The sequence below is a fragment of the Sphingorhabdus sp. genome (assembly GCF_046292425.1).
GTDB lineage: Bacteria > Pseudomonadota > Alphaproteobacteria > Sphingomonadales > Sphingomonadaceae > Sphingorhabdus_B.
Genome location: NZ_JBKBQV010000008.1, coordinates 1 through 14,399 on the forward strand (window position 1 = coordinate 1; position 14,399 = coordinate 14,399).

The 14,399-nt window shown below is 55.3% G+C and carries 15 protein-coding genes; 3 read left to right on the forward strand and 12 right to left on the reverse strand.

Translation table 11 applies throughout. From position 1 onward, the window contains the following. The 4 genes from ACK4S7_RS03010 to ACK4S7_RS03025 all read right to left on the reverse strand — a co-directional run. Positions 1–788: GMC family oxidoreductase (locus ACK4S7_RS03010; protein WP_409644399.1), on the reverse strand; the 788-nt coding region annotated here is incomplete at its 3' end. Between the two features lie 68 nt (positions 789–856). Further along, positions 857–1,753 (reverse strand): sterol desaturase family protein, encoded by an 897-nt coding sequence (locus ACK4S7_RS03015; RefSeq protein WP_409644401.1) that lies wholly within the window; start codon positions 1,751–1,753, stop codon positions 857–859. Beyond that, positions 1,746–2,162 (reverse strand): hypothetical protein, encoded by a 417-nt coding sequence (locus ACK4S7_RS03020; RefSeq protein WP_409644403.1) that lies wholly within the window; start codon positions 2,160–2,162, stop codon positions 1,746–1,748. The genes ACK4S7_RS03015 and ACK4S7_RS03020 overlap by 8 nt, the downstream gene beginning before the upstream one ends. Continuing rightward, positions 2,159–2,590 (reverse strand): TIGR01244 family sulfur transferase, encoded by a 432-nt coding sequence (locus ACK4S7_RS03025; protein ID WP_409644405.1) that lies wholly within the window; start codon positions 2,588–2,590, stop codon positions 2,159–2,161. Before ACK4S7_RS03025 ends, ACK4S7_RS03020 begins: the two co-directional genes overlap by 4 nt. A 141-nt stretch (positions 2,591–2,731) precedes the next feature. Between ACK4S7_RS03025 and ACK4S7_RS03030 the strand changes: the two genes are divergently transcribed. Further along, positions 2,732–3,595: a glycosyltransferase family 2 protein gene (locus tag ACK4S7_RS03030; RefSeq protein ID WP_409644407.1), complete on the forward strand. Its 864-nt coding sequence runs from the start codon at positions 2,732–2,734 to the stop codon at positions 3,593–3,595. On the opposite strand, the gene recQ is transcribed toward ACK4S7_RS03030, so the two are convergent. The 8 genes from recQ to pyrE form a co-directional block, all read right to left on the reverse strand. Then, positions 3,592–5,358: a DNA helicase RecQ gene (gene recQ, locus ACK4S7_RS03035; RefSeq protein ID WP_409644409.1), complete on the reverse strand. Its 1,767-nt coding sequence runs from the start codon at positions 5,356–5,358 to the stop codon at positions 3,592–3,594. The two genes, ACK4S7_RS03030 and recQ, sit on opposite strands and share 4 nt — an antisense overlap. 72 nt (positions 5,359–5,430) lie before the next feature. Then, entirely contained in the window at positions 5,431–7,242 is a 1,812-nt protein-coding gene (locus tag ACK4S7_RS03040) for an ABCB family ABC transporter ATP-binding protein/permease (RefSeq protein ID WP_409644521.1), read from the reverse strand. 41 nt (positions 7,243–7,283) lie between these two features. Next, a complete protein-coding gene (locus ACK4S7_RS03045; RefSeq protein WP_409644411.1) occupies positions 7,284–7,568 on the reverse strand; it encodes a hypothetical protein in 285 nt (94 codons plus the stop codon). Beyond that, a complete protein-coding gene (locus ACK4S7_RS03050; protein WP_409644523.1) occupies positions 7,565–8,629 on the reverse strand; it encodes an AI-2E family transporter in 1,065 nt (354 codons plus the stop codon). The genes ACK4S7_RS03045 and ACK4S7_RS03050 overlap by 4 nt, the downstream gene beginning before the upstream one ends. Before the next feature lie 52 nt (positions 8,630–8,681). Further along, positions 8,682–9,629: a signal peptidase I gene (gene lepB / locus ACK4S7_RS03055; RefSeq protein WP_409644413.1), complete on the reverse strand. Its 948-nt coding sequence runs from the start codon at positions 9,627–9,629 to the stop codon at positions 8,682–8,684. Beyond that, positions 9,626–10,036 carry a holo-ACP synthase gene (gene acpS / locus ACK4S7_RS03060; RefSeq protein ID WP_409644415.1) on the reverse strand — a complete coding sequence of 137 codons (411 nt, stop codon included), beginning with the start codon at positions 10,034–10,036 and terminating at the stop codon, positions 9,626–9,628. The genes lepB and acpS overlap by 4 nt, the downstream gene beginning before the upstream one ends. Then, positions 10,033–10,776 (reverse strand): pyridoxine 5'-phosphate synthase, encoded by a 744-nt coding sequence (locus ACK4S7_RS03065; RefSeq protein ID WP_409644417.1) that lies wholly within the window; start codon positions 10,774–10,776, stop codon positions 10,033–10,035. The genes acpS and ACK4S7_RS03065 overlap by 4 nt, the downstream gene beginning before the upstream one ends. Next, positions 10,773–11,354 (reverse strand): orotate phosphoribosyltransferase, encoded by a 582-nt coding sequence (pyrE, locus tag ACK4S7_RS03070; RefSeq protein WP_409644420.1) that lies wholly within the window; start codon positions 11,352–11,354, stop codon positions 10,773–10,775. Before pyrE ends, ACK4S7_RS03065 begins: the two co-directional genes overlap by 4 nt. A 228-nt stretch (positions 11,355–11,582) precedes the next feature. Between pyrE and coxB the strand changes: the two genes are divergently transcribed. Next, positions 11,583–12,710 (forward strand): cytochrome c oxidase subunit II, encoded by a 1,128-nt coding sequence (gene coxB / locus ACK4S7_RS03075; protein ID WP_409644422.1) that lies wholly within the window; start codon positions 11,583–11,585, stop codon positions 12,708–12,710. 13 nt (positions 12,711–12,723) lie between these two features. Then, positions 12,724–14,391, forward strand: a complete 1,668-nt coding sequence (gene ctaD, locus ACK4S7_RS03080; protein WP_409644424.1) for a cytochrome c oxidase subunit I — start codon at positions 12,724–12,726, stop codon at positions 14,389–14,391. Positions 14,392–14,399 lie beyond the last annotated feature (8 nt).

A 14,399-nucleotide genomic window follows, 5' to 3' on the forward strand; every position in this document is an offset into this window, starting at 1 on the left:
CCTAAGCCCGACAGCATCAGAATTTGCGGCGAACCAAAGGCACCAGCGGAAAGAATAACTGCGCCGCGCGCCTTGATCGTGCGCCGCTTGCGCCCCTGCCTGATGACCACCCCTATTGCACGGCCATTTTCAACGATAATTTTTTCAGTCAGCGCGCCAGTGAGAATTTGCATACGGTCACGTGCTGGCTCGACATAGGCGCGCGCTGCGGTCCAGCGTTCGCCGCCCTTTTGCGTGACTTGATACAGACCGAAACCGTCCTGTGTTGCGCCATTGAAATCCGCATTGACGGGCAGTTGTAATTCGGCGGCGGCTTCGATGAAAGCAAGACTGCCCGCTTGAGGCCAGCGTTGGTCCATAACCGAAAGCGGCCCGCCCGATCCGTGAAATTCGTCAGAGCCGCGTTCATTATCTTCACAGCGTTTGAACACTGGCAATACATCTTCGTAAGACCACCCGGTGCAGCCCAAGGCAGCCCAATTATCATAATCATATTTATGCCCACGGATGTAGACCATAGCATTGATCGCGCTTGACCCGCCCAGCCCCTTGCCACGCGGCTGATAACCAGTGCGACCGTTCAAACCTTTTTGCGGGACAGTTTCATATTTGTAATTGGACGCGTTGCGGATAAACGGCATGAAACCCGGTGTCTTAATGAGCATATTGTTGTTGGTGCCGCCCGCCTCGATCAAGCAGACTTTAAATTTTCCACCCTCAGACAACCGCCCGGCCGCCGCGCTACCTGCTGAACCACCGCCAATAACAATGATGTCAAATTCGTCCATGTCGCCTGCTCCCTCTTCGAGCCAAGGTTTAAGCGGGCGATTAACTACTGGCAAGAGTGTAAATAGCGTTACTCTGCCTTGGCTTGCTGGCTTTTCACCCATCGCGCGCGGATAACGTCAGACGTGTCCCTGCTCCCATCGTGGCTCCAGCCGGGCGGTCGCCACAGATAGGATAATTTGTGTCGCCACGGGGCGGACCAAAGGTCCTGTGCGATGCCCACCCATTCGTGAAACACGCTCCAGAGCAGGTTAAATGTACCCAATTGCTTTACAATGCCGTAGCGGATTTTTTCGCCCTCAACTTCTTCGGTAAATGTACCGAACAGGCGGTCCCAAATGATGAAAGTCCCGGCATAATTGCGGTCGAGATAACGCGGGTTTGTCGCATGGTGGACGCGGTGATGGCTTGGAGTGTTCATCACATACTCAACCCACCGCGGGAACTTGCCGATTGTTTCAGTGTGAATCCAGAATTGGTAAATGAGATTGAGGGCACCAACAAAGAGTAACATCGCGGGATGAAATCCCAAAAAGGCCAATGGGATGCGGAAGATAAACCCAAGCGCGATAAATCCGGTCCAGGTTTGCCGCAAAGCAGTCGACAAATTGTAATGCTGGCTGCTGTGGTGGTTCACATGGCTTGCCCAGAACCAGCGCACACGGTGCCCCGAACGGTGCGCCCAATAATAAGCAAGGTCATCGAGCACAAAGCATAAGGGCCATGCCCACCACACCCATCCAATATCGAACAGGCGGTGTTCGTAAATCCACAACGCAAGGCTGAATACCAATGCGCCGGTCAATGCACCTGCAACCGTGCTACCAGTGCCCAACGCAAGCGACGTCAGCGTATCGCGCGGTTCGTACTTCTCGGGCGCACGACGGCGCGCCCACAGCATCTCGGCAACGATCAGGATAATGAATGCCGGGATGGCATAATCGACCGGGCTGAACAATTCAGGCATGCCTGCGTCCTGCATTTAAATGGCGTAACCCCGCCGCCCAATGCGAGGCTTGCGTACCCAGATTGAGCGTTACCGACCCGAAGGTCTTTTCGCCGGTTCCTACGGTGAGGAAATTCTGGTCCAGGCGCGACTCGTGATGATGGTCAAGCAACCGCCCTGCCCATTGCACGCCATGTCGGCGCACCAGCAGGTGTCTGCCACCCGCATCGCGCATGAGCGCGGCGATACCCGCTTTATCCACCGCTATTTCGACGGGATCGAAACCACACATAATTTCGTTGGCAATCTCACGTGCCTGTTCTTCGCTGCGGATGCGGACATCTCCGCCGAGCTGCCAAAAGCGCGCAAGCCATGCGATGAACAGGATCGCGGCAACGGAACCTGCAAGTTTCAACAATTCTGCCGTCACGAGGCCCGTCCGCGCAGCATATCCATCATGGCGGCAACGGGCGTCAGATCATAGCCTGCATCGGCTGCTTTCTCGGCCAGCACAGCCGGATGTTCGCCCTTTGAAGCCTGTGCCAAAGCCCATAACAAAGTCGACCGCGTGCCTGAGCGGCAATAAGCCAGCACCTTACCCTCCGCCTTTTCCAAAGCATCAGACATGGCGGTCACTTGCCATTCTGCGAAACCGGCATGGGTTACCGGAATAGCGATATAGTCCATCCCCGCAGCTCGTGCCGCAGTTTCTATCTCTTCCCCCGGTGTTTGATCAGCGGATTCATCTTCGGGACGGTTGTTGATGATAAGCGTCACGCCAGCACTCGCCGCGTCCATGACATCGCCAACGCTGATTTGCGGTGCGACAAAAATGCGATCTGTAAGTTGGCGGAACATCCAATTTCCTCATTGTAAAATCATCACATCTGATGCGTTGAGATTTGCCATATTTTAATCCGAAGACGATAACAAGGAAGGACAAACAGAGGCGAGGCTGCTTGCATCGCAGCAGCAGGCGGTAGGCAGTTAGGCAGGCATATGGTCAGGATACCGCGCGTCAGCATGATCGTGCCAGTCTTCAATGGCGCAAAATATCTGGGTGCCGCACTCGATTCCATATTGACGCAAGACTTTGGCGATTTCGAACTCATCTGTGTTGACGACGGATCGAACGATACCACTCCACAGATTCTGGCTGATTATGCGCGGCGAGACAGCCGGATTGTACATCTCAGTAACGAAAGTAATCTGGGTTTGCCCGCAACGCTCAATTGCGGCTTCGCTCATGCTCGAGGACAATATCACAGCTGGACCAGCCATGATAATGTACTGCGTCCCGAGATGCTGTCGACTTTAGTACAAGTCCTCGATGCCGATGCTGCCATTGGCGTTGCTTATGCGGGATATAGCGTCATCAACAGTGACGGCCAGATCTTGCGGTATCAGCCGCCCCGTCCTGCTGAAGATCGCTGGTTCGGCAATCCTGTCGGCGCTGCGTTTCTTTACCGGCGCGAGGTAACAGAAAAGCTTCGCGGTTATGACCAGAACCTGTTCGGCGTTGAAGATTATGACTTCTGGCTGCGTGCCGCGCGCAATTTTCTGCTTCAGCCCATTGACCGAGATTTGTATCTCTACCGTCGCCACAATGATAGTTTGACCAATCAGAGATCAAGGCAAATTAAAGATTTGGTCGCCATGATAATAGAGCGCGAGTTGGAGGATGTGTCCGATGTAGCATTGCGGTCCAAGGCGTTGCTAAACCTGGTGCTCGCGGATCATTCGCAATTTCGGTCAACATTGGTTAGCAAGGCTTTCGCAGCGAGCCCGGCTGCTGCGCTAGTGAAACTGCCCGCACTTTGTTACCATTTTGCCAGAATAGCTGCCGCGCCATTGCGCGCTTAATATTTGTGGATGATGTTCAGGAAATCTGCGCCGTAGGCATCAAGTTTGCGGCTACCGACCCCGGTGATTTGCGATAACGCACTTAGGGATGCTGGCTTTTCCAGCGCCATTTCGCGCAAGGTCGCGTCGTGAAATATAACATAAGGGGGCACGCCAGCCGTTTCGGCAAGTTCGCGTCGCTTTGCCCGCAAAGCCTCAAACAGCGGGTCGCCAACTGGATTGGTGGGGCGGCCTGCCCGGCGCTTGCCGTCCCGCTTAATAACGGCGATCTCGATCTTATGCTCGCCCCGCATGATCGCGCGGGCATCGCCTGCCAGTTTCAGGCCCCCATGTTCATTTGCCACCAGGACACCCCGTGCCTGCAGCGCACGCGACAAGGGTTTAAGCATCGTTGCATCAGACCGATCAACAATGCCGAACACCGAAAGCCGGTCATGCCCGAGTTGCATAATCCGGTCGTCTCCATTGCCCAACAGGACCTTTTCCAAATGGCCCATCCCAAACATTTGCCCTGTCCGATAAGCTGCGGATAGCAATTTGCGCGCAAGTTCCGTCGCGTCGTGTACGTCTGGCGCATTCAGGCAATTGTCGCAATTGCCGCAAGATTCTGGCGGGCTTTCGCCAAAGTGGCGAAGCAGCACTGCACGGCGACATCCGGGTGTTTCCACAAGGTGCGACAACGCAGCCACGCGCGCCAGTTCGGCTTCGCGCCTGTCTTTCGGAAGCTCGCTCAACCGCCCCCGCGCCCGTGCGAAGTCGCCTGCCGACCACAGCATATGCGCAACCGCAGGGTCGCCGTCGCGTCCCGCGCGGCCACTTTCCTGATAATAGGATTCAATGGATTTTGGCAGGCCGGCATGCACGACGAAACGCACATCAGGCTTGTCGATGCCCATCCCGAATGCCACTGTTGCCACCATGACCATGTCTTCGGAAGAGACAAATTCGGCTTGGGCACGGGCGCGAGTCTGCGGCTCCATGCCCGCATGATAAAAAAGCGCCTTGCGACCAGTCGCGCTAATTTGTGCGGCAATTTTTTCCGTTCGATCCCGAGTTTGGGCGTAAACAATGCCTGCGCCTTGCAATCCCTTTACCAACGCAGCGATTCCGCTGCTCGCGGCTGCTTCGGCGGCATAGCGGATGTTGGGCCGGTCAAAGCCTGCCACCATGACGCCATCATTGGGTATGCCCAATTGCTCGGCGATATCTTCGCGGGTATGCGTGTCTGCCGTCGCCGTCAGCGCAAGCCTTGGCACATCGGAAAAGTCATCCAGCAATGGCCGCAACAATCGATAATCGGGCCGGAAATCATGGCCCCATTCGGAAACACAATGCGCTTCATCGATCGCGAACAGCGAAATCTTCGTCTCGCGCAGCAGGTTGCGGAATTCCTGTCCGGACGCGCGTTCCGGCGCGACATATAATAAATCGAGGTCCCCCGCGCGGAACCGCGCAATGGTTTCGGCGCGGTTGTCGTCAGCTGACGTCAGTGTTGCTGCGCGAATCCCTACAGCATCGGCAGCCCGCATCTGGTCGTGCATCAACGCGATCAACGGCGATATGACGATACAGGTCCCGTCCATGATCACGGAGGGTAATTGATAGCAAAGCGACTTGCCTGCGCCCGTTGGCATGATCGCCAGCGTGCGCTGGCCAGCGAGCACGCGCGTCACGACTTGTTCTTGCTGCCCGCGAAATCCAGCGAAGCCGAACAGGCGGTGCAAAACATCGGCTGGCGTGGGGGAGGGAGCAACGGAGGCCATGTGCCAGCCCTAGCGCGAGCGAAGTGCCAATGACAGAGTCCACGTGCGCTGGCTTGTGGATAGCGCGTGATTTTACGCGGCGGGGATCGCTTCTTCTTCCGCCTCGCTTTGCTGACGCGCCCACATGTCGGCATAGAGGCCATTTTTGCGGAGCAACTGAAGATGCGTACCCTTCTCCGCTAGGCGTCCAGCTTCAAGCACGATGATCTGGTCAGCGTTGACCACCGTCGACAACCGGTGCGCGATAATGATCGTTGTGCGGCGTTCGGAAATGCGCTCGAGCGTTGCTTGAATTTCGGATTCTGTGCGGCTGTCTAAGGCGCTGGTGGCCTCATCCAAGATCAACAAAGGCGGATTTTTGAGCAACGTGCGCGCAATCGCCACGCGCTGCTTTTCGCCGCCGGACAGTTTCAATCCGCGTTCGCCAACCTTGGCGGCATATTGGTCGGGAAGCGATTCGATGAAGCCATGGATCGATGCGCCCCGTGCGGCTTCTTCGATTTCAGCTTGATTGGCGCCTTCGCGGCCATAGCCGATATTGTAGCCGATCGTGTCGTTGAACAGCACGGTGTCCTGCGGAACGATGCCGATGGAGCTGCGCAAGCTGGATTGCGTGACATCCCGCAAATCCTGCCCGTCGATGGTGATGCGGCCGTCCGTCACGTCATAAAATCGGTACAACAGCCGCGCAATTGTCGACTTGCCCGCGCCCGATGGACCAACCACCGCGAGAGTATGGCCTGGCTTGATTTCAAAGCTGACACCATTGAGTATCTGTCGTTCTGCGTCGTAGGCGAAATACACATCGTCAAACACTACCGCGCCACCATTAACCGCCAGCGCAGGCGCATTTGGTTTGTCGGTAATTTCGGCGGGGGTATCGATCAGGTCAAACATCGCGGCCATATCGGTGAGGCCTTGGCGTACCGTGCGATAGACCATACCCAGCATATCCAGTGGCCGGAAGAGCTGTGCCAGCAATGTGTTCACCGTGACGACATCGCCCGTGGTAAACTGTCCGCGTGACCAGCCCCATACGACATAGCCCATCGCGCCAGCCATCATCAGGTTGGTGATAAGCGACTGTCCAATATTCAGCGCGGCAAGCGAGTTTTCCGATTTGACAGCAGCATTGGCATAATGATGTACGACCTCGGCATAGCGGCGCGTCTCACGCTTTTCTGCGTTGAAATATTTTACGGTCTCGTAGTTCAGCAGGCTGTCGACTGACTTAGCGACGGTTTGCGTGTCGAGCTCGTTCATTTCCTCGCGCAATTTGTTGCGCCAGTTGGTGATGACCGCCGTGTAGACAATATAACTGACGACCATGATCAGCGTGGCAACGACCATGCCCCAGCCAAAAGAAATCTTAAAATAAACGGATACCAAAACCAGCTCAAGCAATGTCGGCGCAATATTGAACAACAGGAAATAGAGCATGATGTCGATGCTCTTTGTGCCGCGCTCAATGACTTTGGTCACTGCGCCCGTGCGGCGGTTCATGTGGAACCGCATCGACAAATTATGCAAATGGCTGAACACATTTTCGGCCAAACGCCGAGTGGCTTCTTGTCCGACGCGTTCGAATACAACGTTGCGCAGATTGTCGAATAATACGCCCCCGAAGCGAGCGCCTGCATAGGCTGCAACCAATGCAACGGCGATAGCGACACCGTCTTCCATGCCCGGAACCATCCGGTCGATGGCCTGACCGTAAAGCCAAGCCATGCTGAGTTGGATCAGTTTTGAAACAATCACCAGCAACAAAGCAAAGACTATGCGGACTCGTAAGCCGGCCTCATCCTTTGGCCATAAATAGGGCAGAAAGCGCCGCATGACGGCGAAATCGGGCTTGGCATCTGAAGAGGGGGCTAGTGGCGGCACAGGCGCCATATAGTTAGATTAACGCAAATCACAAATGCCCATCATGCCTTGCCTGACAGCAAAAGCCATGTCGCGACGCCATTAATGGCAGTGTACGCTGCGTACAATATCGATACCGCCGGCGATCCTCCATTCGCCGACCACATTGCGCCGATCAGCAGCGCCAATTCAATGGCGTAACTTCCGTATGGACCAAAGTGCGCTCCAAAAAAACGCTTGGTATCCTCTACAAATGGATGGCCTGATTCTGCGACAGCCTTGTGCATCGCGAAATTGGCAACGCCCAACACAAAGCAAGTGATCAGCAGCATAGGCCCGAGGCTCACGGTCCTTCGCGGATACCGCGGGCTTCATTGCGCGCTGATTGCCGCTCAAGCGCGACCTTGATCATTGCGATAATCGGGTCAGCAAGCGCAAGTCCCAGCAAACCGAACAAAGCGCCAAACAGGATCTGTGCGCCAAGAACAAGCGCGGGTGCCAGATCGACCGCGCGTTTGGCCACCATCGGCACAATCAAATAACCATCGACCATCTGGACAACGAAATAGACGAAAATGGCATAAAGACCGACATCAACCCCGGCTGAAAATCCGACGAGAATGATCAGTGCGCCTGAAACGATCGCGCCGATATTAGGCAAGAAGGCAAGCAGGCCCGTCAATATGCCGAGCAAAGCGGCCATAGGTACGCCGCCAAGGCTCAACAATACCCATGTCCCAACACCTTCAACTGCCATGCCGAGCAGTCGGCCTGCCATCAGGCGGCGCAAAACGCTGCCCATTTTTGCTGCGGTCACATAGAAATGCTCACGTTCGGCGAGTGGCAACATCCACGCAACACCACGTTCATACAATCGGGGTTCGGCCGCGATAAAAATGCCAAGAACCAGCATCATCGCCAGATTCGTGAGGGTGCCCAGAACGGACGAAACCGCCGCAGTCACGCGGCCCACCGAGTTCAGGATTTGCGACCCAATACCCTTTACATCGTCGGCTGAAATGTTGAACCCTGCCGCTTCGATCTGATTACCGATTGTGTCAATCTGCGCCTCAACGATTGCTTGAAGACTTGCGGCCTGCGCGGCAAGTTCGGAGCCTGTAAAAACAAATGTCCAATACATAAAACCGAACACGGCCAGCACGACGATTGTCAGACGGAAACCACGCGGAATAGGCAAAATCCGCCCCAACAAGCGCGCGCCACCGTCGAACATCGCCGCCAGAACAACACCGCCAATAATCAGAAGAATGGGTTGTGCCAGCCAGATGAGCGCCACGACAAGCGTCGCGAGGCCGATCCAGACAGCCGCGCGCTTAATTTCCGAACGGATGAGTGGATCGTAAAGTTCTGTCGGCCCTACTTCCTCCCGGAAGGTATCGTCCTGCAACTCGGGCTTATGAGGTGGCCGACGTGATTTGCTTTTGGCAGGGGAGGGGATATCATTCAATGCTGCGAACCTTTTTGGGGCGCAGGCTTGTGCCGGCGCGATCACCTCGAAGTGAACTGATCCAAGTTGCCGGATTAAGGCCAGTGCTGCCATCAACGGAAAATGTGATTATTTCTGCGCGACCGCCAATACGATCCCACGCTACAGGGCCTCCGAGCCCGCCAAGCTCTGCAGCAACACGGCTATCGGAGCTGTTGTCGCGGTTGTCACCCATCAGGAAAACATGCCCGGCAGGGATTTTTACTGGCTCCATATCATCGGTATCACGGCGCCGTGCATCGATTGTATCATATTGCGCGCCATTGGGCAGCGTTTCGCGGATGATCGGCAAATGGCATGTGAGAACGCCCTCATTGCTTCGCGTCAATGCGCCGGGAAAGTCATAGTCATTGCACGGGTTGTTGGCGTCGACAGGCAAAATCAGATTGGGCTGCGTGTCCTGCTTTACTGGCTTGCCGTTCAAGAAGATCTGACCCTCGCGCAGTGCAATGGTGTCGCCGGGCAAGCCGATGACGCGTTTAATCCAGTCCTGATATTTGCCTTTTGGTGTCAAGATGACAATATCGCCCCGCTCAGGCATTTTGCCCCACACTCGCGTGTTGCTCTCGGGCAAAGGTACGGCAAGGGCTTCCACTTCTTCACGTAAAACAAGCCAACGGAAAACAGCTGCCGGGTTGGGTATTGTGGGCGACACATGACTCCAGCCATAAGGATATTTGCTGACGAACAGGCGATCACCCACCAACAAGGTCGGCATCATCGAAATCGACGGAATGTAAAAAGGCTTTGCAATGAAGCTGTGAAAGGCAAGAACGGCAAGTAATAGCCAGAACATACCCTTTATTTCTGCCCAGGCTGCTGATGCCCATCCACCTTTTTCGGGTGTCGGGGCGGGTGGCGTATCAGGACTGCTGCTGGTATCGGTGGTCAAACTGGTCATGCCTTTTGCGATTTCAACGCCTCTATAATGACAAATGCTTGCGCCCATGGATGGTCGTCAGTCAGCGTCAGATGAATATGGGCTTCATAGCCGGAAGGAATCATTGCGTCGAGCCGCGCTTTTGCGCCACCTGCAAGGGACAGCGTGGGCGCACCCGAGGGCGCGTTGACGACGCCGATGTCCTTCATAAACACGCCATGTTTGAAACCGGTTCCGACAGCCTTTGAAAAGGCTTCTTTGGCGGCAAATCGTTTCGCATAGGTGCCGGCTTTAGTGAACGGACGTTTTGCGGCTTTTGCACGCTCAACATCGGTAAAGACACGATTTTCGAACCGTTGACCAAAGCGTTCAAGCGAATTGGCAATGCGCTCGATATTACACAAGTCGGAACCCAGCCCGATTATCACCGGGCAAGGTCCATCAAGGTCCGCATCTTGCGCACGCTTTCTTCCAGGCCAATGAAAATTGCCTCACCAATCAGGTAATGGCCAATGTTCAGTTCCGCGAATTGGGGGATGGCAGCAATCGGCTGCACATTCTCGAAAGTCAGGCCATGGCCCGCATGGGGCTCAATGCCATTTTTTGATGCCAAAGCCGCAGCATCGGCGATACGCCGAAGTTCGATTTCGCGCTGCTCCCCTTCGGAATGGGCATATTTTCCGGTGTGGAACTCAACGATAGGCGCGCGCAACCGTATGGCGGCCTCAATCTGGCGGGCGTCAGGTTCAATAAACAGGCTCACACGAATACCGGCATCGGTAAGCCTTGTGACCATAGGGGCCAGATGGTTATGTTGGCCTGCCGCATCCAAACCGCCCTCGGTTGTGCGTTCCTCGCGTCTTTCGGGAACGATACACGCTGCATGCGGCTTGTGCCGAAGCGCGATTGCCAGCATTTCTTCGGTTGCAGCCATTTCCAGATTCAAAGGCAAAGTGGTAGCGGCCATGATGCGCTGAATGTCTGCGTCGCGAATATGTCTCCGGTCCTCGCGCAGATGTGCGGTAATGCCATCGCCGCCAACATGAGCGACAATTTCAGCTGCTCGAACGGGATCTGGATGCTCGCCGCCGCGTGCATTCCGGATCGTCGCTACGTGATCGATATTTACGCCCAATCTGAGCCGATTTGACTTGGGCGCTTCGGTCATAGTTTCCGGCTACCTGGCTTTACGGCTTCAGTTGCAGCAAGTTCTGGCGGCAATTCGTCTGGCGCATAAGTGGGAAAGTTTAGCTGGATCAGCGGATAAAAGGGGACGCCCAGGTCAACATTGCCTGCCGAGCGATCCACCACGGCCGCAGCGGCGACGACCGTGCCGCCGGCCTCTTCAATCGCGGCGATCGCTTCACGCGACGACAGGCCAGTGGTGACAACGTCCTCAACCATCAGAATCTTGGTACCCGGTGCAAGTGTGAAGCCACGGCGCAACCCGAAGACGCCGTCAGGACGTTCGACAAACATCGCATCGACTCCAAGAGCGCGACCCATCTCATGGCCAATGATGATGCCGCCCATGGCGGGAGAAATTACGGCCTGAACCTCGCTTCGGATTTCCCGCGGCATTTTCTGGGTGATTGCAAGTGCAATCCGACCCGCGCGTTCGGGGTTCATCAACAGCCGGGCACACTGCAGATAATAAGCGCTGTGTCGGCCAGACGACAGCAGGAAATGTCCCTCAAGCAACGCATCGACGCTACGGAATTCCGACAATATTTCATCTTCGGTCATGATCGGGAGAAGGGTCCTCGCTGGCGAATGTTATGTTTTGCATCTTCCGTTTAGCGGATTGCAACGCAAATAGGTAGAAAAGTGGAGCATTTAAATGCTAAAAATCTTTAATCGACCGCTTGAGGGTTCAGATTAGCGCGACTATAGGTCGCGCAAGTCCGGCCGCCCATGGGGGAACCAGACTTGCGCAAAGTTCGTGCGCCGCACCAAGAATACGGGGCTAAGTTGATGAATATGTTGAAGAAATTACTGGTTCTCGTCGCCGCAATGACGATGCCGTCATTGGCGATCGCGCAGCCAGCGAATCCTGCGCCTGCGCCAGTAACCAAGGAAGTGGCCGCGCCAGTTGTGGCGACGCCTGCGGCTGCAACCGCTGCCACACCTGCTGCTGACGCTGTGGCGCCGGCAGAAGCTGCGCCAAAATCGATGGATGGATCGCTTCCGGGTTATACCCCTATGCGCCCCGACTATGAAAACAGCGTCGGCATGCCCAAGCCAAAGGAGGTCGATTTTCAGGAACAGTTTTCTGAAAATGGTCAATATGCCAAGTGGATCAACAACGCGGTCCTTTTGCCAATCATCACAATCATCTCATTGTTCGTCCTCGCCCTTCTCCTTTGGGTAATTGTTCGGTTTAACCGCCGTGCCAACCCGGTGCCCTCGAAGACAACACATAATACCTTCATTGAAGTCGTGTGGACCTTGGTTCCCGTCCTCATTCTTTTGGGCATTGCCTATCCATCGCTCGATTTGCTGGCCAAGCAGTTTAAGCCAGCACCTGCCGATGCCGTAACCATCAAGGCGACCGGCTATCAATGGTATTGGGGTTATACTTATCCTGACCATGGCGGGTTTGAAGTGGTGTCGAACATGCTAAAGGAAGAGGGCGACGTTGGTAAGGGCGAGCGTTTCCGCACCGAAAATGACGGCCCGAAGCTTTTGGCTGTCGACAATCGTATGGTTGTGCCCGCCGGCGTTCCTTTGCGCATTCAAACTACGGCTGCGGATGTCATTCACGCATTTGCAGTGCCATCATTGTGGTTCAAGCTTGATGCCGTACCCGGTCGTCTGAATGAAAAATCGCTGACGATTACCAAGCCCGGTGTTTATTTCGGCCAGTGCTCTGAGCTGTGTGGCGCGCGCCACGCGTTCATGCCGCTGGTCGTAGAGGCGCTTCCGCCTGCGCAGTTTGCTGCTTGGGTGAAGGCACAGGGCGGCACAATGCCCGGCGCTGATAAGCCTGCACCAGCAGCGATTGCACCTCCGGGGCAAAATGTAGCCGTTCCAGTGGCTGCTGCCGGAATCGCCACCACCACTGACTCAGCTGCTGCACCTGTTGCAGCACCCACTAAGTAAGAAGGCCAAACGGATGACCACGATTGCTGCCACAGGTACCGACCTCCATGCGCATGACCATCATGACGCGGACCACAAGCCCGGCTTTTTTGCCCGCTGGTTCATGTCGACCAACCACAAAGATATTGGAACGCTCTATCTGATCTTTGCTATTTTTGCAGGGATCGTCGGTGGTGCGATTTCGGGCTTGATGCGTATGGAGCTTGCTGCTCCGGGCATCCAGTATCTCCAGGGCTGGGCATCGATGATGGCCGGTAAGGAAGCGTCGCTTGATGAAGCCTACCATATGTGGAACGTTTTGATCACGGCCCATGGCCTGATCATGGTGTTCTTCATGGTGATGCCAGCCATTATCGGTGGTTTCGGTAACTGGTTTGTCCCGTTGATGATCGGCGCGCCTGATATGGCGTTCCCGCGCATGAACAATATCAGCTTCTGGCTGACATTCGTTGCGTTCATCATGCTGCTTGGCTCCAGCTTTGTGCCGGGTGGTACAGGATTGGGTGCGGGCACTGGCTGGACGGTTTATGCGCCGCTATCAACTTCGGGCTCCGTTGGGCCTGCCGTTGATATGGCGATTTTCTCACTCCACCTTGCAGGTGCAGCGTCGATTTTGGGTGCCATCAACTTCATCACCACCATCTTCAACATGCGTGCGCCGGGCATGACCCTGCACAAAATGCCATTGTTCGTGTGGTCGGTGTTGGTAACGGCTTTCCTGTTGCTGCTCGCTTTGCCGGTTCTGGCAGCGGCTATCACTATGCTTCTGGTTGATCGTAACTTTGGCGGTGCATTTTTCGATGCGTCTGCTGGCGGTGACCCAGTGTTGTATCAGCATTTGTTCTGGTTCTTTGGCCATCCTGAAGTGTACATCATGATCTTGCCGGGTTTCGGGATCATCAGCCAAATCGTCGCAACCTTCAGCCGCAAGCCAGTGTTTGGTTATCTCGGCATGGCCTACGCCATGGTTGCGATTGGTGTTGTTGGTTTCGTCGTCTGGGCGCACCACATGTTCACCACGGGCATGAGCGTTGACATGAAGATGTACTTCACCGCTGCAACGATGGTGATCGCGGTACCAACCGGCATTAAAATCTTTAGCTGGATTGCGACCATGTGGGGCGGTTCTGTCAGCTTCAAGACGCCGATGGTCTGGGCGATGGGCTTCATCTTCATGTTCACCGTTGGTGGCGTGACGGGTGTTGTGCTCGCCAATGGTGGTCTCGACGATAACCTGCACGACACCTATTATGTTGTTGCCCACTTCCATTATGTGTTGTCGCTGGGTGCGGTATTCTCGCTTTTTGCCGGGTTCTATTACTGGTTCGGCAAGATGTCGGGTCGCCACTTGAACGAATTCCTTGGTCATCTGCACTTCTGGGTGTTCTTCGTTGGCGTGAACGTATTGTTCTTCCCGATGCACTTCCTTGGAAACTCGGGCATGCCCCGTCGTTATCCCGATTATCCGGAGGCATTTGCATATTGGAATGGCGTTGCGTCGTTCGGCTATGCGATCATGGCAGTTGGCGTATTGATCTTCTTCGTCAATGTAATTTGGTCGTTGGTCGCCGGCCGCCGGGCAGAAGACAATTATTGGGGTGAAGGTGCGACCACGCTCGAGTGGACGTTGACAAGCCCTCCTCCATATCACCAGTTCGAAACGCTGCCGGTTATCAAGTAACCGGCGGC

Excerpts from the sequence above, each read along its gene's own strand:
- ACK4S7_RS03015 (WP_409644401.1), bottom strand. The coding sequence starts at position 1,753 with ATGCCTGAATTGTTCAGCCCGGTCGATTATGCCATCCCGGCATTCATT.
- ACK4S7_RS03025 (WP_409644405.1), bottom strand. The coding sequence starts at position 2,590 with ATGTTCCGCCAACTTACAGATCGCATTTTTGTCGCACCGCAAATCAGC.
- ACK4S7_RS03030 (WP_409644407.1), top strand. The coding sequence starts at position 2,732 with ATGGTCAGGATACCGCGCGTCAGCATGATCGTGCCAGTCTTCAATGGC.
- recQ (WP_409644409.1), bottom strand. The coding sequence starts at position 5,358 with ATGGCCTCCGTTGCTCCCTCCCCCACGCCAGCCGATGTTTTGCACCGC.
- lepB (WP_409644413.1), bottom strand. The coding sequence starts at position 9,629 with ATGACCAGTTTGACCACCGATACCAGCAGCAGTCCTGATACGCCACCC.
- ACK4S7_RS03065 (WP_409644417.1), bottom strand. The coding sequence starts at position 10,776 with ATGACCGAAGCGCCCAAGTCAAATCGGCTCAGATTGGGCGTAAATATC.
- pyrE (WP_409644420.1), bottom strand. The coding sequence starts at position 11,354 with ATGACCGAAGATGAAATATTGTCGGAATTCCGTAGCGTCGATGCGTTG.
- coxB (WP_409644422.1), top strand. The coding sequence starts at position 11,583 with ATGAATATGTTGAAGAAATTACTGGTTCTCGTCGCCGCAATGACGATG.
- ctaD (WP_409644424.1), top strand. The coding sequence starts at position 12,724 with ATGACCACGATTGCTGCCACAGGTACCGACCTCCATGCGCATGACCAT.